This is a genomic window from Paraburkholderia sp. EB58 (assembly GCF_050436665.1).
Classification (GTDB): Bacteria; Pseudomonadota; Gammaproteobacteria; order Burkholderiales; family Burkholderiaceae; genus Paraburkholderia.
The window spans coordinates 123,106-143,464 of the sequence record NZ_JBNDMQ010000003.1; the positions used below are offsets into that span (position 1 = coordinate 123,106).

A 20,359-nucleotide genomic window follows, 5' to 3' on the forward strand; every position below is an offset into this window, starting at 1 on the left:
CCCGCCTGAACCCATTCATTCACGAGGCTCATGATGCCAGGCTTCCCGCTTCTCCCTTACCCGATTCCGGCATGCGTCGCGCTGCTGGTAATCGTCACGGCGAGCACGGACATCGTGAGCCGCCGCATCCCCAACCCGATCATCCTGGCGGGGCTGGTCGCCGCCCTGCTGGTTCAAGGCTGGTTGCACGGCCCACTCGCGGGCAGCGCCACCTGGCTCGCAGGTGCACTCACTGGCTTCGCGCTACTGCTGCCGTTTTATCTGGTGCGCGGCATGGCGGCGGGAGACGTCAAGTTACTGATGATGGTGGGCGCGTGGGTGGGGGCGTCCATGGCCTTCCGTATCGCGCTCGCCACCTTCGTCATCGGCGGCATCTGGTCGCTGGCGGTGGCCGCACGGCGCAGGCGGGTCGGACATCTCTTCACCAACCTGCAGTGCCTGATGACGAGCGCAACGCAACCCGGCCCGAGTTCCGCGGCAGGTGAACCGGCTCCGCTCGAGTCGGTTGGCTCGCTGCCCTACGGCGTCGCGATTGCAGCAGGAACCCTGGGCGTGTTGTTCACGACCGTCGCATGAGCAAGTTGCACTGCGCCAGCCGGGCAGATCGCCGGCCGGATTTGAATCAAAAGCGGCACCGGTCGGAGATCGGTACCGGGCATCACGAACACCAAGCAGGCAGTGGTAACGATGGCCCCGCCGCCATCACCACCACCGTCTTTACCGACACGCTGGCCGGACGTCACACAGGCGCTACAACGCCGGACGACCGTCGAGTTTCACCCGCTTTACGAGGAGTCACGTCATGAAGAACAGTCGCGCATTCATCATGCTGGCGGTCGCCATGCTGGCGGGATTGGCCGCCGTGGTGTTCGCCTCCCGATGGTTGGTGCAAACCTCGTCGGGCGCGGTGACCCAGGTCGCCGTCGCAACCGACGACCTCAACCTCGGCGAACCGATCAGCGGTGCCATGATTCACACCGTCAGCTGGCCGACCAATAGCATCCCGCCCGGTGCTTTCACCGACCCCAAGTCGCTCGACGGACGCGTGCTGCGAACCAGCCTGCAGCGCGGCGAACCGGTACTCGAATCGAAGCTCGCGCCGGTCGGCACCAAAGGCGGTCTGTCCGCGGTGATTGGCGAAGGCCATCGGGCCATTACGGTACGCGTGAACGACGTAGTCGGCGTGGCGGGCTTCGCACTGCCAGGCAACTATGTCGACGTGATTGTCAATACCCAGCAGGATCAGTACAACAAGAGCGACACGCAGCAAAGCATTTCGAAGACCGTCCTCGAAAAGATCCTCGTGCTGGCGGTGGCCCAACAGGTCAATCGCGACGACACCGCGCCGAAGGTGGTCAACGCCGTCACGCTCGAGGTCACGCCCGATCAGGCGGAGAAGCTGGATCTGGCCCGCAGCGTGGGCACGCTCTCGCTCGTGCTGCGCAATCAGGTGGATGCCGACACCCTCGCCACCGCCGGCGCCACCAAGCTGACCCTGCTCGGTGCTTCGGCCCCCGTGCCGGCTTCCGCTCCGGTCGCGGCACCGCAACCGACACGCGTGAAGTATGTCAGCCGCGCGCCGGTCAAGCGTGACTGCATTGGCGTGCTCTCCGGCGTAAGCGGCAGTCAGGAATGCTTTTGACGGGTACGGGGACCACGCCGCAACGGCCTGAAGCCGTGCGTGCCAACCGCAACCCGCACGAACAACCACACCAAACAACGACCGCGATCTACAGCATCCAGTAACGGGGGCACGACAAAAATGACTACGAAACCTGATTTCTCGTCCGGCCAGGCGCCGCGACGCACCAGAGCGAGCCGCGCGGCATGCGTCGCGTGGCTGAGCGCGGGACTGTTGCTCGGACAGGCCGCAGTCGCAGGGGCCCCGGACGACGGCGCGCCGGCCAAGGCGAGCGCGACCGCCCCGCTTCCGACGAGCCGCCAACCGCTGCAGATGACCATCAGCATGGCGCCCGCTCCCGCCAGCGCCGCAGGCGCAGCTGCCGCCACCGCCCCGCTGCATGGACCGAACTGCACCGGCTCGATCCGCGGCGAAAGCACCGTGTTCGTGTCGGTGGGCAAATCGACGCTGGTGCCGGTCGACGAACCAGTGCGCAATCGCACGCTCGGCAATCCCGCGGTCGCGCAGGCCACCATGGTCTCGCCGCAAACCCTCTATGTGCTGGGCGAATCGGTCGGCACGACCAATATGATCGTGCAGGGACGCAGCGGCGCATGCCAGATCATCGATGTAGTCGTCAATGTGGATTCGGGCGGCCTGCAAGCGTCGCTCACGCAACTGATGCCGGAAGAACGCGGCATTCGCGTCTCCACCGCAGCCGACAATCTCGTGCTGGCGGGCCATGTGTCTAGCGCACAGGCAGCCCAGGAAGCGGTTGAGATCGCAACCGTCTACAGCAGCCATACCAGCGCAGACGGCACAGGTGCCAACGCAGGCCTGGGCAAATCCGGCGGCGTGCTCAATATGCTGACGGTCGATTCGCCGCAGCAGGTCATGCTCGAAGTGAAAGTGGCCGAAGTCGACAAGACGCTGATCAACCAGCTGGGCTCGGCGCTCAACATCCAGGGCGGCTTCGGCTCATGGACCGGTGCGCTGGTGAGCAGCCTGCTCGCAGGCGTGTCGAGCGGTATTGCGGTGAACAAGAATAACAAGCTGCCGTTCCAGGTGGCGGTGGATGCGCAAAAGACCGACAACCTCGTGAAGATTCTCGCCGAACCGAATCTGGTGACGATCAGCGGTCAGGAAGCCACCTTCCTCGCCGGCGGCGAAGTGTTCATCCCGGTACCGCAGAGCAGCAGCACGGGCGCCACGTCGATCGTGCTGCAACAGGAGGACTTCGGTGTCGGCCTCAAATTCACCCCCACAGTAATGAGCAACGGCCGCATCAACCTGAGGGTCGCACCTGAAGTGTCCGAACTCTCGCCCACCGGCGTGACGCTCACCGCCACCAATGTGAGCGGCGCAACGATCCTGCCGCTCATTACCACGCGCCGTGCATCGACCACCGTGCAGATGAGCGACGGCGAGACCTTCGCGATCGGCGGGCTCATCAGCAACAACATCAGCGGCGCGCTGAAGGCGCTGCCAGGTATCGGCGAGGTGCCCGTGCTCGGCGCGCTGTTTCGCAGCACGTCGTTCCAGCAGGACCGTACGGAGCTGGTGTTCATCATCACGCCGCATCTGGTCCGGCCGCAACGCACCGCGAACGTGCCGCTGCCGACCGACAGCTTCACGCAGCCCAAGGACGTCGACGTCTACGCGACCGGCAACATGGAAGGCCGCGCAGCGGCGCACACGGATGGCACACCTGCGGCTGGCAGCGCACCCGTGCCGGCGCCGGCGCCGGCGGCCGCTCCAACGAACGTAACGCCCGCCGCTCCGGCACCGCAAACGCCGGTCAGCACGACCGAAGCGGCGCCCCCGGTGCCCGCGGCGCCGCAGGCTCCCACAGTGGCAACGCCCGCTGCGGCGACGCAGCCGGCACACGCACCGGCCGACCCGCCACCGGGCAGTTCGGCGGCCACCGTGGTACCGGATAAGCACGTTGTGGCGCAGACCGCACTCGCTGCGCCGCAGGACCTTGCCAACGCCGGCAGCAGCAACGCCGCGCTCGCTCACTGATGTGATGTAAAGGGGAATCCCATGAAACTCGCAACCATCCTCTTCGCCGCCCGCGCCGCGCTCATCGTGCCGGTGTTCGCCGCACTCGGCGGCTGCATGTCCAGCTCGCCGATCTGGGATGCTCACTTCGGCGAGGCCGAAAAGGCCGCCACCCAGGCGCAGATCATCGATCCGCTGGCCGCCGAGCACACCGCGTCGCCCGACGGCATCGACGGCAAATCGGCTGCCTCTGCGATGACCCAGTACGACAAGTCGTTCTCGCAACCCTCCACTAACGCCAATCCGTTTGTGATCGGCGTAAGCAGCGGCAGCAGCGGCAGTGGCAGCGGCCAATAACCCCAGACAGCGTGGCGCAGACGATCATGATCGACATTCTCATCACCTCGAAAGACGCGGCACGCCTGTCCCAGGTCGTGCACGTGCTAGGCGAATGCGGCGACTACCGCACCACTCGCGCCGCAGACAGTCCTTCGCTGCTGGTTGAGCGTGGCGACAGTCTCGATGCCTTCGATGTACTGATCGTCGATGCGACGTCGATGCAGGACGCAGAGCTGCCTGTGGTGGCGCAGTTGTGTCAAAAGCACAAGCATCTCGCATGCATTCTGCTCACGCCCGATGCCTCGCCGGAAACCTTGATCGCCGCGATGCGCGCCGGCTTTCGCGACGTGCTCAACTGGCCACTGGAGCGCCGCGCGCTCGGCGACGCACTCGTGCGCCTCGAAGCCCAGCGCCTGAAAACCAACACGCATACCACCGAGATCGTCTCGTTCGTGTCGTGCAAGGGCGGCGTGGGTACCAGCTTCATCGCCGCTAATATCGCCGAGATGATCGCCAGCACGCGGCAAAAACGCGTGCTGATGATCGACCTCAACCAGTTGTTCGCCGACGCCGCCTTCCTCGTGACAGGAGAGACGCCACCGTCGACGCTGCCGCAACTGTGTTCGCAGATCGACCGGATGGACATCGCATTCTTCGACGCCAGCGTGCTGCACGTTAGCGACACGTTTCATATCCTGGCCGGCGCCGGCGATCCGGTGAAGGCGGCCGAGATCAAGGAAGACCGGCTCGAATGGATTCTCGGCATCGCCGCGCCCCGCTACGACTTCGTGATCTTCGACCTCGGCCAGACCATCAATCCGATCTCAATGCTGGCGCTCGACCGCAGCAACCAGATCCACATCGTCCTGCAGGCCACCATGCCGCACGTGCGCGCGGGCCGACGGCTGCTGGAAATTCTCGGCTCGCTCGGCTATGCATCGGAACGCACGCGGCTGCTGCTCAACCGCTACTCGCGTCACGAAGAGCGGGCTCGTGCCGCCATGGAACAGGTGCTCGGCATGCGCCCCTATCAGGTGATTCCGGACGACGTCGCGGCCGTGTCCGAAGCCATCAACCAGGGCGTGCCGATCTCGAAGACAGGCCGCAGGAGTGGCGTGTCGCGTAGCTTGCAGACGCTGGCGGACAACATCGCCGGCCCCGCTTCGACGGCCAGGTCTGAACGGTCAAAGAGCGATTCGCTGTTCGCGCGAATGCTCGGCCGTCAGCCGACGCCGAAACTTGAAATGCAATAAGACCAACAGGGGAATCATCATGTCGCTTCGTGAGCAGATCACCGCCCAACGTGTCCAGCCCTTCGTCGAGCGCTCCGAGATGAGCGGCGCCCAGGGCAGCATGATGCGGGCCGCCTACCAGAAGCTCAAACGTGAGATCCATCTGGCCGTGCTCGAACGCGTGGAACTGGAACGCCTTTCGCGCTTGCCGCCCGACCAGGTGCGCCAGGAAATCGCCGCGCTGATCGGCCGTATCCTCGACGACCAGAAGGCGCCGGCCAACGATCTGGAGCGCAAGCAACTCGTGGTCGACGTACATGACGAAATGTTCGGCTTCGGTCCTCTCGAACTGCTGCTGCGCGACCCGACCGTCTCCGACATTCTGGTCAACACTTACCGCCACACCTACGTCGAGCGGCGGGGCCGCCTCGAGCCGACCGAAGTGACGTTTTACGACGACGCCCACCTGATGAAGGTGATCGAGAAGATCGTCTCGCGCGTCGGGCGGCGCATCGATGAATCGTGCCCAATGGTCGACGCGCGCCTGCCCGACGGCTCGCGGGTCAACGCCATCATTCCGCCGTCGGCAGTCGACGGGCCCCTGCTGTCGATCCGGCGTTTCGCGGTCACCCCACTGCAGGTGTCGGACCTGATCGAACTAAAGACGCTGACTCCTCCGATGGCTGAGGTGCTCGACGGTCTCGCCCGCGCCAAGGTCAACATTCTGGTCTCAGGCGGCACCGGCAGCGGCAAGACCACGCTTCTCAACATCCTGTCCGGTTTCATTCCCGCCGATGAACGCATCGTCACAATCGAAGATGCCGCAGAGCTGCAACTGCGCCAGGAACATGTGCTGCGGCTGGAAACACGTCCGCCGAATATCGAAGGTCGCGGCGAGATCACCCAGCGCACGTTGGTGCGCAACGCGCTGCGCATGCGGCCCGACCGGATCATCCTCGGCGAAGTGCGCGGCGATGAAGCCCTCGACATGCTCAACGCCATGAACACCGGTCACGAAGGCTCGCTCGCCACGATCCACGCGAACTCGCCGCGCGACGCCCTCACGCGCCTCGAAAACATGATCAGCATGGGCGGCCTGTCGTTGCCGACCAAGACGATGCGCCAGCAGATCGCGTCGGCGATCTCGGTGGTCGTGCAAGCCACTCGCCTCACCGATGGGCGCCGCAAGATCATCAGCATCTCGGAGCTGACCGGCATGGAGGGCGACATGATCAACATGCAGGAAATCTTCACGTTCCGCCGCTCCGGCGTCGATTCGAAAGGCAACGTGCAGGGGCATTTCTGCGCGACGGGGGTGCGGCCGAAATTCTCCGAGCGCTTGCACGCGTTCGGCGTGGTCCTGCCGGAACGCATTTACGACCCGGCGCGGCAATTCGAAACCGCCTGAATCGCGCGGGCGGCAATAGCGCCCGCACCCTTAGTGTCTGGAGACTGGCATGGCCCCGATCTTCTATGCATCCATCGTTTTGCTGTTCGCCGCCATCGTGCTGTCAATCGAAGGCGTGTACGAATGGTGGAACAGCCGTCACGGGCCCGCAGCCCGGCGGATCGAATCGCGGATTCGCGCCGTGTCTGCCGGCGGGCAACTCGACAGTGCACGCATCTCGATCCTCAAGGATCGTCTGCTGAGCGAGTCGTCGCTGCTCGACAAGGGCTTGATGTACCTGCCGCGCGTACACGCGCTCGACCTCTACCTGCAGCAGTCCGGTGTCGCATGGACGGTCGGGCGGCTGGTGGGCACCTGCGCCATCATCCCGCCCGTGGTGTTCGCGATTCTGCTGTTCGCCGGCGTGCCGCTCATCTTCGCGCTCGCGGCAGCATTGCTGAGCGCCGTAATGCCGCTGCTGTATATCCGCCGCCGCCGCGCCAGTCGGCTGCGCAAGCTGGATCGCCAGTTCCCGAACGTGTGTGACATGCTCGCTCGCGCCCTGCGCTCGGGGAATGCGTTCACCGGCGCAATCGGCATGGTCGGTACTGAATTCGCCGAGCCGATGAGTAGTGAGTTCCGCATCACCTTCGATGAAATCAACTATGGCATCTCGCTTAACGACGCATTGCTGAATCTCGCCACTCGAGTACCCATTCGCGACCTGCGCTACCTGGTAATCGCCGTGCTGATCCAGCGTGAAACCGGCGGCAATCTGGCCGAACTGCTCGACAGCATCAGCGCATTGATTCTTGAGCGCTTCAAGCTGTTCGACAAGGTTCGCGTGTTGTCAGCGGAGGGCAAGCTGTCAGCATGGATACTGGGGCTGCTGCCCTTCGGCACCGCCGCCATCATGATGGTCCTGAATCCAGGCTTCCTCGACGTGCTGTGGCAAGACCCGACCGGCCTGAACCTGCTTTATGCCGTGCTCGGCTCAATGATGTTCGGCCTGTTGTGGATGCGTCACATCATCAAGATGCGTGTTTAGCACACGTGCGGACTAAAACGCAGTACTTAACATTGAAAGCGGGGACACCATGCAAACGCCAGATACGATGCACATGTTGCTGCTGTTCGGCGTGTTCGCCGTCGTGTGCGGCGCGGCTTTCTTCGTGATGCATGCCTTTGCGCCGCGCGACATGCGCCAACGGATCGAGCAGGCCGGTGGTGTCAATGCGACGCCCACATCCGCGACGCCCGAGCGCGACGAGCCGTCAGGCAGCGATTGGCTCGAAAAGCTCGCGGATATCTCGCGGCCCATTTCGAAGCTATCGATTCCGAAGGAGGGCTGGGAACGCTCGTCACTGCGTGTGCGGCTGATGAACGCAGGCTGGCGCACGCCGGGTGCCGCGCCCGTCTATTTCGCCGCCAAGACCGCACTCGCAATCGTATTGCCGCTTTCATCCATGCTCTGGCTGCTTCACACCTCGGTAGCACAAGACACCTACGAATTCTCCGTGGTGCTGTTCACGTTGGGCGGCTTTGGCTATTACCTGCCGAGCCTCGTGTTGGCGCGCCGGATCGCGTGGCGCAAACGCAAGCTGTTTGAGGACTTTCCCGATTCCGTCGACTTGCTGACCGTGTGCGTCGAAGCGGGTTTAGGTCTCGACGCCGCGCTGATGAAGGTGTCTGGAGAAATCCGTATCAACAGCCCAGTCGTGGCGAGCGAACTTGATCTGATGTTGCTAGAGATGCGCTCGGGCTTTACCAAAGACAAGGCACTGCGCAACTTCTCGCTGCGCACGGGCGTCGAGGACATCGACACGTTCTGCACGCTGCTGATTCAGTCCGAGCGCTTCGGTACGGGTATCGGCGCGTCGCTCCGCGTCCTGTCCGACACGCTGCGCACCCGGCGTCGCATGCGCGCCGAAGAGCAGGCCGCCAAGATCGGAACGAAGCTGCTGTTCCCGCTGATGTTCTGCATCTTTCCTGCACTTCTCCTGGTGTTGCTTGGACCGGCGTTCATTCACATCTATCGGATTCTGCTGCCTGGCATGGCGGGATCCTGAAGCGCTATAGCTATTTCGCATACCCGATCAAACGGCACGAAAAGACACGGAGGACCTATGAAACGTGAACGTCAAAGCGGTGCGGCAGTGGTTGAGTTCGCGCTCGTCTTGCCGGTCTTGTTCCTCGTGCTGTTCGGCGCGGTCCAGTTCGGCTGGTTGATGAACAACTACCTGCTGCTCACGCAAGCTGCTTCGGTGGGCGCGCGTCTGCTCGCTTCAGAACGCGGCTATGCCACACCCTACAGCGATACCACGGCGGCCGTGCACGCTGCGACCTCTATCCTGAAGAACACGTTGGCGATCACCGTACAGATTGGCGGCACCACCTGTACAAGCGATTCCACCTGCGCCAGCGCGCTCGGCACGGAAACCCAGCCGCCCGCGACGGGAACCCAGGCGAGCGTGTCGCTCAGCTATGCGTTTGCCGCGCCGTACAAGGGCGCCTTATACAGCCTCAAGTCGATGATGCCGTCGTCGTTGAGTGCAACCATGTCGGAGCTCGTGCAATGAACACCGGCACAGTACGTATCAGGAAGTGGACCTCAACCCGGCTAGCCGCGGCTGTGCCGGCACGCTCACGCAAGGCGACGCTGCGGCATCGACAAAGCGGCATTGCCGCTGTCGAATTCGCACTTCTCGCGCCCCCGCTGCTCGTCATCGTGCTCGGCATTGCGCAATTCGGCTGGCTCATGGCGAACTACGTGATGGTGACAAACGCCGCATCGTCAGCCGCACGCTACTTCGCATCGCAGCGCGGCACAGCCACCCCGTACACGTCGACGAAGACCCAGGTGGTGACATCGGCCGCTTACCTGGCCACGGGCAATCTTTCGATCACCACCTACGTCAACGGGACGCAGTGCACGAGCGATTCGGATTGCGCGACCGACCTGTCGGCCGCCGCGAACTCCCCGGCGACGGTCACCGTCACCTACAGCTCGTTTTCTCCGCTCTTCAAGGGCAAGTTGGCGGGGCTGGTCAGCATGCCCGCCTCGTTGAACTCGACGATGGTGGAGCGCGTGCAATGAATACAACAACAAACCATTCGCCTCGCCGGAGGACCATCATGAACAAGACTCTTGCACGGCGCCACGCGCGCGCTGGACAACGCGGCTCCGTCTCCGTCATCGTCGCCCTGTCGCTGATCGCGCTGCTGGCGTTCACGGCCATCGCCGTCGATGTTGGCTACCTCATGTTCAGCCAGCGGCGCCTGCAAGCCGCAACTGACGCGGCCGCGCTAGCCGGTGCGACCGATCTGTGGGGCCAGAGCTGGACGACCGCATCGGCTGATGCCCAAAATTACGCGGCGGGGCAAAGCACTAGCACGAGCAACACGCTGCCGGGCAACGTCACGGTCACCAGTACGTCGATTCAGGGGCTCCAGCTGGCGAGCGTGACCTTGCCTTTTGCGCAGGCGGTCTCGCACTACAACGGCATTGAGGTCACACAACAGGCCAGCGTGCCGACGTTCTTCGCCCGGGCAATCGGCATCAACTCATCCACGATCACGGCGACCTCGAAGGCGGCCGCCGGCGGCGGCACCCAGGCGGCTCAATACAACGTAATGATCATTCTCGACACGACCGCGTCGATGAATACGACGGACAGCAACTGCAAGAACTCCAAGGGCGTCGCGCAGACCCGCGAAGCTTGCGCCAAGGCTGGCGCCCTCCAGCTGCTGACGGGCCTGAGCAACGCCGGGGATAACGTCGGCCTGTTGGTGTTCCCGCCTATGACGTCCACCTACAATTTCTCGTGCTCGAAGACCCAACCCCAAACGGCCAGCAGTTATTCCGCCGTCCCTTCGGGTGCCAGCTCGACGCTGGGCGGGTATGAGATCGCCTCGCCCGCTTCGGCCTTTCTGACCAGCACCGGCGCAGCGAATACCAGCTCCGGCGTGGTGCAGGCACTGGGCGGCGGCAGTTGCAGCGGTCTTTCCGCGATTGGTGGTCTCGGCACATTCTACGGCGATGCGATCACCCAGGCGCAGAGCGCCTTGAGCACTTTGTCGGCTTCGCAGAGTCCCCCGGGGCAAAATGTCATCGTACTGCTAAGCGATGGCGACGCGAGTTCGAGCCAGAAACAGCTGGGCAGCACCTTTAGCAATACCTATAACCAGGAATGCAAGGCGGCCGTCACCGATGCGGGCGTAGCGAAGGCCTCGGGGACGCTCATCTACACGGTCGCCTATATCGGCGGCGAGTCGGCGTCCGCGACATGCAGCGACGGTTCGGACAATGCGTCGCCATGCGCCACGATGGCGTCGATCGCGACCAGCACTGCCTACTTCTACTCGGACACCTGCTCCAATGCGACGGGCGGTACCGCCAGCCTCAGCACGATCTTCAAACAGATTACGTACACGCTGACCAAGCCGCGTCTGATACCGGGTGGGGCAACCTGAGTTCGGGCATTTCATGCCGTTTTTCAGGCACCCACCCTCACATAAACCGCCGTCCCATAGCACAGCACTTCGGTCACGCCCGGGGCAATTTCGGTCGCGTCGTAACGCATCCCCACAATGCCGTTGCCGCCAAATCCGGCCGCCTGCGCCACCATCCGCTCATAGGCGTCTTCTCGTGCGCGCTCGCACAGGGATGTATAGAGCGAGATGTTTCCGCCGAAGATCGTCTGCAGCGACGCGCCTATCGAACCGACCACCGAGCGCGAGCGGACGATGATCCCCCGTGCGATACCAAGCGACCTCTCTACCGTGTATCCGGGGATCTCGAATGCGGTCGACACCATGTGACGTTCTATCATTGCGCGCTCTCTCAAGTTGGATAGTCGGCCCTCCCGCGCGGCTTGCCGTCGCGGCGCATGCGGCGTAACAGCTTCGGCGCACGCAGCTTGCGTACGCGTTTGATCAGCCGCAACAGCGGCGAGCGCTGCAGCCGTGCAAGCTCGCTCCTGACCTCGGCCAGCGCTGCGCGGGTCGACGCGAGTTCACTGAGCAGTATCTCATCAACGCCGGAACCGTCGATCAGCGCGACATCCAGCATCCGGGTTGCGCGGCCTGCGGACACCTGCGGCTGCGGCCAGTTCGCCGCCGCGCCGAACGCCATCACCTGGGTGGCCTGAGCCAGCTTGCTGGTCCAGAGCACCAGTGCATCCGCCGCGACGCTCCCGCTACTCGCAAGGGTCCGCGCAAAATTCAAAGCTTCAAGATGGACCTGCAACCCTTCGACGGCATCGAAACCATGATCGCGTTCGGTCCGCTCTTCGCGGCGCGCGCTGCCGAACGACGGCTTGAGGCCGGTGAGATCGCTGATCCACTGTTCGGCGCCCTCGATATACGCGGGTGAATGGCCCGCCAGGTCGCAGTCGAAAATCGCATTGGCGTGCGTCGCCGCGTCTCTTAACGTCAACAGCCAGTGCGCGAGAAAGGCCCGATACGCCTCTAGCGGCGTAATCGCCGCAACGTGTGCTTTATAGACGGCCAGACACGCCTCGACCGTCTGCATGTCCGCGCCGTCAGTCTGGGGCGGCAGCACCACACCCAGCGCGTCCATCGTCTGCTGGACGAGCGGCACGTGCCGGTTCAACGCCAGCACCACAAACGGCACGGCGACAAAGTGCGGATTGCGATGCGCGGCGTAAAGCTGCCAGCAGGACTGCCATTGCGAAATCGGATTTTTCTCGACGACGATATGCACGGCGTCGGGAAAGGTGGCGCGGAACCACTGCAGCCGGCCTAGCGACCGGCAGAACTTGAGGACCGGCGCGCGGCCCTGTTCGTGCGCGGTGCGCATTAGCCCGCGAACATAGGCCTCGAGTTGATCGGCGGCTTCCGGCGTTTGTCCGTCGAGGCGGTCGATCGAAAAGACTGGGTCATAGCCGGGAATGCCGCGCGCCCCCGGTCCAAGCAGATGAGCGAACTCTGCAAAGTACGGGGCGTCGAGCGTGGGATGGCCCGAACGCCAGCTGTTGGCGGTGCTGCTCGCCAGCTTCTCCGGATCGATCGTCGCCAGCATTTCGTGCAACGGCTCGTAGTAGGCGGTGACGTTGTCGAGCTTGCGAAAGCATGACCATAGCCACGTCCCGGCGGTTCTATAGCCGGTATGGAGAAAAACGGCCTGGCATGATGAGTTCATGGAATCGGTGCAAGGAGGAATGCAGCTGGCCCGGAACGGGTCCGGGCCAGCTGCTTGAGGATGCGTGGGGGGGGTCATGCGAAGCTTGGATTGGCGCGCATCTCATCGAACGCGCGGGAGACTTGCCTGACGGACAACATGTATTTCCAGTAACGCTCTTTCAGGAACCCTGTTGGCAGATAGGTGCTGCCGATCAGCACCTGCCCCGCCCCCCAGTCTGGCCGCCATGTATGGGCGATGCCGCGGCGCATGAACAATGACAGGGTGGGAATATGCAGGCTTGACGCCAGGTGTCCGATCCCTGAGTCGTTGCCGATAAACCAGCCGGACTCGAAGACCCACTTGGCAACATTGTCGAGCGAACCCAGATCGGGCAGCGCCAGGCCGAGACGTTCGATGTGAATCCAGTCCGCACGCTCCTGCGGTGCAACGACGAATCCCGGACTGAACCCCAGTTCGCGCAGTTTGATGGCAAGCCGGATGAACCGCGCAGGCAGCCAGCACTTGTCGACCGTGCTGGCAGTCGGATGAATCGCTACGCGAAGCGGGTACTTCCTGTGGTGCAGCCCTGCCGGCGCCGTCATGCCGTTACTCTTGTGCGCACTCACCAAACCAAATTCATCCTGACAGAAGCGTGCGAGCCGGTCCGCCATTGAGTGCGAAGACCGGACCCGGCAAATGTGATCGAGCAGAATCACTCGCGGATGAGCGTATTCAAGGCCGGCAAACGGCTTGTTTCGATGCATCTGGATGACCCGGTCGAAACCGGATAGCTTTGCCGCGAGATCTCCGGCATCCAGATCGTCTTGCGTTTCGACGTCCGGAAACCAGTCGCGCAATGAATGTATCTGCCTGCCGAATACCGTTACTGCGATACCGTTTTTTTGCAGGTTTCGCGCAATCGTCATCATCAGCAGTGAGTCACCGATTGCTGGCGAAAGAACCAACGCTACGCGAGAGATTGGCGGGACGGCCGGCCACATAGGTCAATCCGGATAACGCGCCCAATGACGGGGAGAACGCTTGCCCGTTCAGAAATGCATCCGTGCCTTCTGAACCAGCAGCAGTCTAGAACCGGTGCATATTATTAGAGTTACAGAATCGATTACGGATGTTTACATCTGGGTGACTGAGCGTGGTTCATTCGCTCTAGCAGCACTAGCAGCACGGACAGCGTCAAATTTATTTGACGACGCGGGTGCGAAATACAGCTTTGCGGAAGTCGAAATAATCTCCAGGACCGAGAGAGACATCAAACGCACAATCTTCGCACTCCGTATCAAATCAAGCAGAGCACTCGCCGCGGCGCGCGACCTCGCTCGCGTTCAGCACGCAATTACGAAGCGGGTTCTCCCGACTTCTCCGCGCTGGCGGCGTCAACCACCTGAATGGCGCCATTGGAGGCGAACACGGCTGCAACCGTCGAACCTGGAAAGATGACGGGAATGATCTGCTGGAGTTTCGTGGCGCACCCGTGTGCCTCGCCGGGCCCGTTTGCCTCGAGCGTCTCCAGAAGATTCACGAAGGTGGAAAGGAAAGCATCGGCAACCGGCGTTTCACGCGAGCACCCGCGCAGATAGGCGACGTAGCCGAACAGTACTTTGATAAACGCGACCTGCTGGACTGCAAATTGCTCGTCATCCAGTGCTTCGGAAGCGTGGACTTCCGGCGCATGGGAATGTAATGCGATGGGCAGACGGATGGAGGAGAATTCGCTCATATGGCACGCCGCGGTGGCGCAGGCGCCTATTGAAAATGGTGAGCCCTATCGCGTCGCCGCGAGATTTGCGCAGCTATGTTATAAATGTCGAATAAATTTGACAGATTCAGCTGGTTTTTCATTCTTTCATTCGGCTCAGCGCGCGTCAAGTGAATTTGACACCATTCTAACTATCGAACACCATGAATGATTGGAACGCCCTATTCGATGAAGTAAAAGCGAAGGGCCAGTTCGGTAGCGACGCCCAACTGGCGGACGGTCTCGGTCTGACGCGCGCGCAGATATCCGCCTGGCGGACCGGCAAGAGCGACCTCGGCACGCTGACCAAGCTAAAGCTGCTCGACGTGCTCGGCTATGCCGACCTGCGCTCGGCCGTGCTGAGCCTGCTGCCGGAAAAGAGTCGCGATCATCTGATAGCGCAGCACCTGCTTCTCGCGCAACGGGTCGCCCGTAGCTCGCGAGTGGGTGAAGAAGTGCAATCCGCCCAGGTGGGTCAGCACAAGCCCGAGGCCAATCAGTTGCTGGCGGCCCTGCCTGCCGACGAGCGTGAGCGTCTCACCCCGCACCTGTCACCCGTTTCGCTGCCCTTGGGGCATGTCGTCTACGAGTCGGGGGATCGTCTGAGCCATATCTACCTGCCGACCACGGCGGTCGTGTCCATGCTGCACGTCATGGAAAATGGCGCGTCGGCAGAAATCGCGGTGGTCGGCAAAGACGGTCTGCTCGGCATCGCCATGTTCATGGGCGGCGAAACCATACCGAGCCGCGCCATTGTGCAAAGCGCGGGCGAAGCTTACAAACTGAGCGGTGATATCGTGCGTCAGGAATTTGCGCGCGGGGGCCCGGTCCAGCATCTGTTTCTGCGCTACACGCAAACGCTGATTACCCAGATTGCGCAGACCGCCGTCTGCAACCGCCACCATTCGATTGCGCAGCAATTCTGGCGCTGGCTGCTGCTGACGCTCGACCGGATCGACACGAATGAGATTCGCATGACGCAGGAATTGATTGCGAACATGCTGGGTGTGCGGCGCGCGGGCGTCGCCGAAGCCGCTGCCAGGCTGCAGAGCGAAGCCATCATCCGATACCGGCACGGCATCATCGAGGTGCTCGACAGGCGCGCACTCGAAGCCCACGCCTGCGAGTGTTACGGCGTGGTCAAACGGGAATGCGACCGTTTGTTTAGCCGCCTTATCTGAGACGTCTTCAGACCTCGCCGGTTCCCAGCACGTCCCCATGCGTGACGACCGTGGCGATCCAGCTATGCAACTCGTGCCGGTCCATCTCCAGCAGTAGTTCCGGCAGACCGGGGGTATCGGCTGCAGCCAGCACGTTATGCAACGCTAGAAACGCTTTGGTTTGCGAATACATCACGTGGGCGAGGCGCTTGCGCGATTCCGGGTGAGCCACGCCGGCCGCGTGCGTATCGATGATGGCGTGCGACAACTTTTCGCTGACATAGCTGAGCGGCACACCCTGCCGGATTTCGCGAGCCGTGTAGGCGAGGCTCCTGGATGACAGATTCCGACTCACATCCCATCCTTTAATAGTTGCGGAAACATCGAATTTTCTCTATATGGATGCCTAATTACCTGCACATGTGATCTAACCGGTCGCACAGCAGGCGCGGGCGCGACTTCACCCGTCTCCTCAGGAAGACACGGCGCGTTTCGCGCGAGGTTTGGAACCGGCAATGACGGATCGTAAGCGTAATGACGTGACCGATCTGTGGATCGTTCGTCTATATTTGTGTTGTTTTGTCACAAGGGTTTCACGAATCGACGGCACGCAGGCGAAGCATTGACATGACGAATAAATCGGACCAACGCTGATTCAGCTCTTTCGCCGATTTTCCACGGCGAACTTGATCAACTCCGCCTGCCCTTCGATATCGAGTTTGCGCTTCATATTGAGCCGGTGCGTCTCCACCGTTCGCACCGACAAGCCATTACGTTGTGCAATCTGTTTACTGGAAAGCCCTTCCGCAAGCGCATCGAGAATATCCCGCTCTCGCGGCGTCAGTTGCTCAACCGGTGTCCGCATTGCGGAAGCCTGAATCATTCTCGCCCCAAGCCCCGCACTAAAAAACGTCCGTCCATCGAGCACTGCGGCAATCGCCTGAACGATTTCTGTCGCGGGCGAATCCTTTAGCACATAGCCACTCGCCCCGGCCCGTACCGCTTGCGTCAAATATTCGATGTTGTCGTGCATCGAAAGCATCAGCACCCGGATTGCCGGAAAGTGCTCATGGAACACACCCGCGAGCGCGATACCGTTCATCCCGCTCATGCCGATATCCATCAGCGCCAGATCGGGGCTTAGTTCGGCAGCGAGCGCCAGTGCTTCATCCGCGTCGCCGGCCTCACCGACCACTTCGAGATTCGGCACCGCTTCAAGCCGTGCACGCAAGCCGTCGCGCACCAACGGATGATCGTCGACCAGAATCAGGCGGGCCACAGGGGATGGGACGTCGTTCATAGTTAGCTTTCCTACAAAATATCCGAACCAGATGAACGTGCTCCGACTGGCACATGCGCCGTCACATTTGTGTGACCCGGCTGCGACGCCAGCGTCAGGCTGCCGCCCAACGAATCGACTCGCTCGCGCATGTTACGCAGGCCCACACCGGCACGCGGATCGGCAAGCGCCCGCTCCACGTCGAAGCCGCGGCCATTATCGGCGATCGACAAGGTGACGGCGTTGGAAGATACGTCAAGCGAAACCGACGCGCGCGATGCCTGGGCATGCCGCACGATATTCGTCAGCGCTTCCTGGGCAATCCGGAACACAACCGTGTTGACGGCATCGGGCAACAATGTGGCATGGGTATGGGCAATCTGCGTGAAGCCGATTTCGATCCCGGCCTGCTCGCTCAATTCGCGCGTGAGTTGCTGGAGCGCGGCGGCGAGCCCCAGGTCATCGAGCATCGCCGGCCGCAGCGCGTGCGAGATGCGGCGTACTTCGCGCAGCGTGTCAGACAGGCGCGCAAGACTCGTGGACAGCGCGGCCTCCGCCGCCGGCACGCGCGCCTCGCCGCGTTCGAAGCGCATCAGCGCCGACTCCAGCAGAAGCTTCACCGACACCATCATCTGGCTGATGCCATCATGCAATTCGCGCGACAGCCGCGCCCGCTCCTTTTCTTGCGACTCGACCACTTGCTGCGCGAGGCGCTTCAATTTCACGTCGGCGCTGCGTGACTCGCTGACGTTCAGCACCAGCGCGCACAGCGCGATCACGCCGAGCCCGGTCAGCGCAATGGCGTCGATCCACATCATCGTGCGCTCGATATTGGCTGACGCACGCTGATCGATGTTCGCCAGCGTCGTGTCGACGTCATCCAGATAAATCCCGGTGCCGACCAGCCAGCCCCAGCGTTCGAGCGGCACGACATAACCGAGCTTCGGCGCGAGCTTGCCCGTCGACGGCCGATGCCACACGTAGCGCACATAGCCGCCGCCTCGCGCTGCCGCGGCGATCAACTGCTGGATCACCAACGCGCCTTGCGGGTCGCGCATCGTCCACAGATCGCGGCCGACCAGATCGGGCTCGCGCGGATGCATCAGCGAGCGGCCATGCATGTCGTAGACGAAGAAATAGCCGTCCTTACCGAAATCCATCTTCTCAAGCGCGGCAAGCGCGCGGCTGCGCAACATTGCGTCGTCTCGCGCGTTGTCGCGTGAGGCGTCGTAAAGCGGCTCGATCGCGCTCGTCGCCAGTTCGACGTAGTGCTTGAGTTCGATTTCCTTGCTCGCCAGATACGCCGCCTGCATCGTCGCGTGCTGCGTGCCGGCGAGCGCCGTTGCCTCCTGGCGGACACCGATTTCGATACCGGCAATCGCCGCCAGAAACGGCACGATGGCGAGCAGGAATATCTTCGCTTTGAGTTTCATCGACGAAAGGACCGATGGATAGCCTACGTACTTTTACGTAGCTTGCTTACGTAGTTGTGCGCTTGTAAGGGTACGGCCGAAAGCGAATACTACACGCCCAAGGCATAGCACGCATTCCGTCCTATGCCACGTCGTACAGCGCGTTGCTGCGCATCCGGACACGACCTATCTTCCTATCAATAAACAGGAGATTTCCTGAGCCGGCCTTTCAGGCGCCGGCGAGGGTCACGTCTGCGGCATCGCGTATTCAGTTTCAATAATACATATGGAGAAACTCTTGGAGACGACTCATCCGGCCGGCCGATCCTGGCTATGGCTGCTCTTGCTGATTCCGTACATCGCGCTGTTGTGGTTGCCGTTCTATAACGACACGCGTCCTTCGTTCGCCGGGTTTCCGTTCTTTTACTGGTATCAGTTCCTGTGGGTTCCGCTCACGTCGCTGCTGATCTACGTCGTGTACCGGGGTCTCAAATGAGCGGATCGATTCCAGTCAACCCGGTCGCAATGGCCGTTTTCATTTTCTTCTTCCTGCTGGTCACGGTGGTGGGCTTTTTTGCTGCGCGCTGGAAAGCGGGCGACCTTACGCAATTGCATGAGTGGGGCCTTGGCGGCCGGCAATTCGGCGTAGTCATTTCGTGGTTCCTGGTGGGCGGCGATTTCTACACCGCCTATACCGTGATCGCCGTGCCGGCGCTGGTGTATTCGGTGGGTGCGTACGGCTTCTTTGCGCTGCCCTATACGATCATCGTGTATCCGTTCGTGTTCGCGGTGATGCCCAAGCTGTGGCAGGTCGCGAAGGCGAAGAATCACATCACGGCAGCCGACTATGTGCAGGGCGAGTACGGCGGCAAGTGGTTCCCGGCTGCGGTGGCGCTGACCGGCATTGTCGCGACGATGCCGTATATCGCGCTGCAACTGGTGGGCATGCAGGTGGTGATCAAGGGCCTTGGCGTGGATGGCGAACTGCCGTTGATCGTCGCCTTTGTGATCCTCGCGCTCTATACGTACACCAGCGGTCTGCGAGCGCCGGCGATGATCGCCTTCGTCAAGGACATCATGATCTACATTGTCGTGATTGCGGCAGTGTGGCTGATTCCGGCCAAGCTCGGCGGCTATGCGCATGTATTCGACGCAGCCGATACGTACTTCAAGGCCAAGGGTGGCGCCACCGGCATCATCCTCAAGCCGACCCAGTTCACGGCGTATGCATCGCTCGCGCTCGGCTCGGCGCTGGCGGCGTTCATGTATCCGCATACGATGACGGCGGTGCTGTCGTCGTCGTCCGCGGCGACCGTGCGCAAGAACGCCATCTTCCTGCCGGCGTACACGCTGCTGCTCGGCCTGATCGCACTGCTCGGCTATATGGCGATTGCTGCGGGTGTGCAAGTGAAGTCGGCTTCGGATGTCGTGCCGGCGCTGTTCGGCACGCTGTTCCCTTCGTGGTTCGTCGGCTTCGCGGCGGCGGCGATTGCGATAAGCGCGCTGGTGCCGGCAGCCATCATGTCGATTGGCGCGGCCAATCTGTTCACGCGCAATCTGTGGCGCCCGATCGTCTCGCCGAATATGTCCTCCGCTTCCGAAGCATCGACGGCGAAGATCGTCTCGCTGGCGGTGAAGTTCGGCGCGCTGCTGTTCATCGTGTTCCTGCCCACGCAGTACGCGATCGATCTGCAGTTGCTCGGTGGCGTGTGGATTCTGCAGATTTTCCCGGCCATCGTGTTCTCGTTGTACACGCGCAGGTTGAATACGTCGGGTCTGTTCCTCGGCTGGCTGGTAGGGATCGTGCTAGGTACGGGGCTGGCGATTTCGCAAGGCCTGAAGCCGGTGTTCGCGCTGCATCTGGGCGATACGACGTATCCGCTGTATATCGGCCTGATTGCGCTGGCAGCGAATATTGTGGTGACGTTCGTAGTGTCGGTGGTGACGCCGAAGCGGGTAAGCGTTAGCGCCTAAGACGCTGTCTGAATGTCTGACTGACTGGACTGGGCGTCGACCCTCCGACGCCC

21 protein-coding genes are annotated in these 20,359 nt (G+C 62.2%); 14 read left to right on the forward strand and 7 right to left on the reverse strand.

Translation table 11 applies throughout. The annotated features are described in order from the left end of the window. The first annotated feature begins 30 nt into the window (after positions 1-30). The 11 genes from P3T40_RS05695 (at position 31) to P3T40_RS05745 (ending at position 11,053) form a co-directional block, all read left to right on the forward strand. Positions 31-576 (forward strand): A24 family peptidase, encoded by a 546-nt coding sequence (locus tag P3T40_RS05695; protein ID WP_429266711.1) that lies wholly within the window; start codon positions 31-33, stop codon positions 574-576. Between the two features lie 226 nt (positions 577-802). Then, entirely contained in the window at positions 803-1,642 is an 840-nt protein-coding gene (gene cpaB, locus P3T40_RS05700) for a Flp pilus assembly protein CpaB (RefSeq protein ID WP_429266712.1), read from the forward strand. 120 nt (positions 1,643-1,762) lie between these two features. Further along, entirely contained in the window at positions 1,763-3,643 is a 1,881-nt protein-coding gene (locus tag P3T40_RS05705) for a type II and III secretion system protein family protein (RefSeq protein ID WP_429266713.1), read from the forward strand. A 21-nt stretch (positions 3,644-3,664) separates the two neighbouring features. After that, positions 3,665-3,979, forward strand: coding sequence for a hypothetical protein (locus tag P3T40_RS05710; RefSeq protein WP_429266714.1), 315 nt, complete (start codon positions 3,665-3,667; stop codon positions 3,977-3,979). Between the two features lie 26 nt (positions 3,980-4,005). Continuing rightward, positions 4,006-5,214, forward strand: a complete 1,209-nt coding sequence (locus tag P3T40_RS05715; RefSeq protein WP_429266715.1) for an AAA family ATPase — start codon at positions 4,006-4,008, stop codon at positions 5,212-5,214. Between the two features lie 19 nt (positions 5,215-5,233). After that, positions 5,234-6,601, forward strand: a complete 1,368-nt coding sequence (locus tag P3T40_RS05720; protein ID WP_429266716.1) for a CpaF family protein — start codon at positions 5,234-5,236, stop codon at positions 6,599-6,601. A 49-nt stretch (positions 6,602-6,650) separates the two neighbouring features. Then, positions 6,651-7,628 (forward strand): type II secretion system F family protein, encoded by a 978-nt coding sequence (locus P3T40_RS05725; protein ID WP_429266717.1) that lies wholly within the window; start codon positions 6,651-6,653, stop codon positions 7,626-7,628. A gap of 49 nt (positions 7,629-7,677) precedes the next feature. Beyond that, positions 7,678-8,649 carry a type II secretion system F family protein gene (locus P3T40_RS05730; RefSeq protein ID WP_429266718.1) on the forward strand — a complete coding sequence of 324 codons (972 nt, stop codon included), beginning with the start codon at positions 7,678-7,680 and terminating at the stop codon, positions 8,647-8,649. Between the two features lie 57 nt (positions 8,650-8,706). Continuing rightward, entirely contained in the window at positions 8,707-9,159 is a 453-nt protein-coding gene (locus P3T40_RS05735) for a TadE/TadG family type IV pilus assembly protein (protein ID WP_429266719.1), read from the forward strand. Beyond that, positions 9,156-9,677, forward strand: coding sequence for a TadE/TadG family type IV pilus assembly protein (locus P3T40_RS05740; RefSeq protein ID WP_429266720.1), 522 nt, complete (start codon positions 9,156-9,158; stop codon positions 9,675-9,677). Before P3T40_RS05735 ends, P3T40_RS05740 begins: the two co-directional genes overlap by 4 nt. Positions 9,678-9,715: 38 nt before the next feature. Further along, positions 9,716-11,053 carry a pilus assembly protein TadG-related protein gene (locus tag P3T40_RS05745; RefSeq protein ID WP_429266721.1) on the forward strand — a complete coding sequence of 446 codons (1,338 nt, stop codon included), beginning with the start codon at positions 9,716-9,718 and terminating at the stop codon, positions 11,051-11,053. A gap of 23 nt (positions 11,054-11,076) precedes the next feature. Here P3T40_RS05745 and P3T40_RS05750 read toward each other — a convergent pair whose 3' ends face one another. The 4 genes from P3T40_RS05750 to P3T40_RS05765 form a co-directional block, all read right to left on the reverse strand. Further along, positions 11,077-11,412 (reverse strand): YbjQ family protein, encoded by a 336-nt coding sequence (locus P3T40_RS05750; protein WP_429266722.1) that lies wholly within the window; start codon positions 11,410-11,412, stop codon positions 11,077-11,079. Positions 11,413-11,423: 11 nt separating this feature from the next. After that, the gene (locus P3T40_RS05755) at positions 11,424-12,743 is read right to left on the reverse strand and encodes a hypothetical protein (RefSeq protein ID WP_429266723.1); all 1,320 of its coding nucleotides are present in this window, start codon (positions 12,741-12,743) and stop codon (positions 11,424-11,426) included. A 74-nt stretch (positions 12,744-12,817) separates the two neighbouring features. Next, positions 12,818-13,726, reverse strand: a complete 909-nt coding sequence (locus P3T40_RS05760) for a glycosyltransferase family 9 protein (RefSeq protein WP_429266724.1) — start codon at positions 13,724-13,726, stop codon at positions 12,818-12,820. A gap of 353 nt (positions 13,727-14,079) precedes the next feature. After that, positions 14,080-14,463 carry a hypothetical protein gene (locus tag P3T40_RS05765; protein ID WP_429266725.1) on the reverse strand — a complete coding sequence of 128 codons (384 nt, stop codon included), beginning with the start codon at positions 14,461-14,463 and terminating at the stop codon, positions 14,080-14,082. A gap of 182 nt (positions 14,464-14,645) precedes the next feature. Here P3T40_RS05765 and P3T40_RS05770 point away from each other — a divergent pair, with 182 nt between their 5' ends. Then, positions 14,646-15,662 (forward strand): Crp/Fnr family transcriptional regulator, encoded by a 1,017-nt coding sequence (locus tag P3T40_RS05770; protein WP_429266726.1) that lies wholly within the window; start codon positions 14,646-14,648, stop codon positions 15,660-15,662. A 7-nt stretch (positions 15,663-15,669) separates the two neighbouring features. Here P3T40_RS05770 and P3T40_RS05775 read toward each other — a convergent pair whose 3' ends face one another. The 3 genes from P3T40_RS05775 to P3T40_RS05785 all read right to left on the reverse strand — a co-directional run bounded on the left by P3T40_RS05775 (position 15,670) and on the right by P3T40_RS05785 (position 18,353). After that, positions 15,670-15,996 carry a hypothetical protein gene (locus P3T40_RS05775; RefSeq protein ID WP_429266727.1) on the reverse strand — a complete coding sequence of 109 codons (327 nt, stop codon included), beginning with the start codon at positions 15,994-15,996 and terminating at the stop codon, positions 15,670-15,672. A gap of 300 nt (positions 15,997-16,296) precedes the next feature. Continuing rightward, entirely contained in the window at positions 16,297-16,941 is a 645-nt protein-coding gene (locus P3T40_RS05780; RefSeq protein ID WP_429266728.1) for a response regulator, read from the reverse strand. Positions 16,942-16,952: 11 nt separating this feature from the next. After that, positions 16,953-18,353, reverse strand: a complete 1,401-nt coding sequence (locus P3T40_RS05785; RefSeq protein WP_429266729.1) for a cache domain-containing protein — start codon at positions 18,351-18,353, stop codon at positions 16,953-16,955. A 277-nt stretch (positions 18,354-18,630) separates the two neighbouring features. Here P3T40_RS05785 and P3T40_RS05790 point away from each other — a divergent pair, with 277 nt between their 5' ends. Together P3T40_RS05790 and mctP are read left to right on the forward strand one after the other, a co-directional pair. Next, the gene (locus tag P3T40_RS05790; RefSeq protein WP_429266730.1) at positions 18,631-18,828 is read left to right on the forward strand and encodes a DUF3311 domain-containing protein; all 198 of its coding nucleotides are present in this window, start codon (positions 18,631-18,633) and stop codon (positions 18,826-18,828) included. Next, complete coding sequence (mctP, locus tag P3T40_RS05795) at positions 18,825-20,306, forward strand: monocarboxylate uptake permease MctP (protein ID WP_429266731.1); 1,482 nt, start codon at positions 18,825-18,827, stop codon at positions 20,304-20,306. Before P3T40_RS05790 ends, mctP begins: the two co-directional genes overlap by 4 nt. Positions 20,307-20,359 lie beyond the last annotated feature (53 nt).

Excerpts from the sequence above, each read along its gene's own strand:
- P3T40_RS05785 (WP_429266729.1), bottom strand. The coding sequence starts at position 18,353 with ATGAAACTCAAAGCGAAGATATTCCTGCTCGCCATCGTGCCGTTTCTG.
- P3T40_RS05740 (WP_429266720.1), top strand. The coding sequence starts at position 9,156 with ATGAACACCGGCACAGTACGTATCAGGAAGTGGACCTCAACCCGGCTA.
- P3T40_RS05735 (WP_429266719.1), top strand. The coding sequence starts at position 8,707 with ATGAAACGTGAACGTCAAAGCGGTGCGGCAGTGGTTGAGTTCGCGCTC.
- P3T40_RS05715 (WP_429266715.1), top strand. The coding sequence starts at position 4,006 with ATGATCGACATTCTCATCACCTCGAAAGACGCGGCACGCCTGTCCCAG.
- mctP (WP_429266731.1), top strand. The coding sequence starts at position 18,825 with ATGAGCGGATCGATTCCAGTCAACCCGGTCGCAATGGCCGTTTTCATT.
- P3T40_RS05750 (WP_429266722.1), bottom strand. The coding sequence starts at position 11,412 with ATGATAGAACGTCACATGGTGTCGACCGCATTCGAGATCCCCGGATAC.
- P3T40_RS05755 (WP_429266723.1), bottom strand. The coding sequence starts at position 12,743 with ATGAACTCATCATGCCAGGCCGTTTTTCTCCATACCGGCTATAGAACC.
- P3T40_RS05765 (WP_429266725.1), bottom strand. The coding sequence starts at position 14,463 with ATGAGCGAATTCTCCTCCATCCGTCTGCCCATCGCATTACATTCCCAT.
- P3T40_RS05730 (WP_429266718.1), top strand. The coding sequence starts at position 7,678 with ATGCAAACGCCAGATACGATGCACATGTTGCTGCTGTTCGGCGTGTTC.
- P3T40_RS05745 (WP_429266721.1), top strand. The coding sequence starts at position 9,716 with ATGAACAAGACTCTTGCACGGCGCCACGCGCGCGCTGGACAACGCGGC.
- P3T40_RS05770 (WP_429266726.1), top strand. The coding sequence starts at position 14,646 with ATGAATGATTGGAACGCCCTATTCGATGAAGTAAAAGCGAAGGGCCAG.
- P3T40_RS05710 (WP_429266714.1), top strand. The coding sequence starts at position 3,665 with ATGAAACTCGCAACCATCCTCTTCGCCGCCCGCGCCGCGCTCATCGTG.
- P3T40_RS05760 (WP_429266724.1), bottom strand. The coding sequence starts at position 13,726 with ATGTGGCCGGCCGTCCCGCCAATCTCTCGCGTAGCGTTGGTTCTTTCG.
- cpaB (WP_429266712.1), top strand. The coding sequence starts at position 803 with ATGAAGAACAGTCGCGCATTCATCATGCTGGCGGTCGCCATGCTGGCG.
- P3T40_RS05720 (WP_429266716.1), top strand. The coding sequence starts at position 5,234 with ATGTCGCTTCGTGAGCAGATCACCGCCCAACGTGTCCAGCCCTTCGTC.
- P3T40_RS05695 (WP_429266711.1), top strand. The coding sequence starts at position 31 with ATGATGCCAGGCTTCCCGCTTCTCCCTTACCCGATTCCGGCATGCGTC.
- P3T40_RS05725 (WP_429266717.1), top strand. The coding sequence starts at position 6,651 with ATGGCCCCGATCTTCTATGCATCCATCGTTTTGCTGTTCGCCGCCATC.
- P3T40_RS05780 (WP_429266728.1), bottom strand. The coding sequence starts at position 16,941 with ATGAACGACGTCCCATCCCCTGTGGCCCGCCTGATTCTGGTCGACGAT.
- P3T40_RS05705 (WP_429266713.1), top strand. The coding sequence starts at position 1,763 with ATGACTACGAAACCTGATTTCTCGTCCGGCCAGGCGCCGCGACGCACC.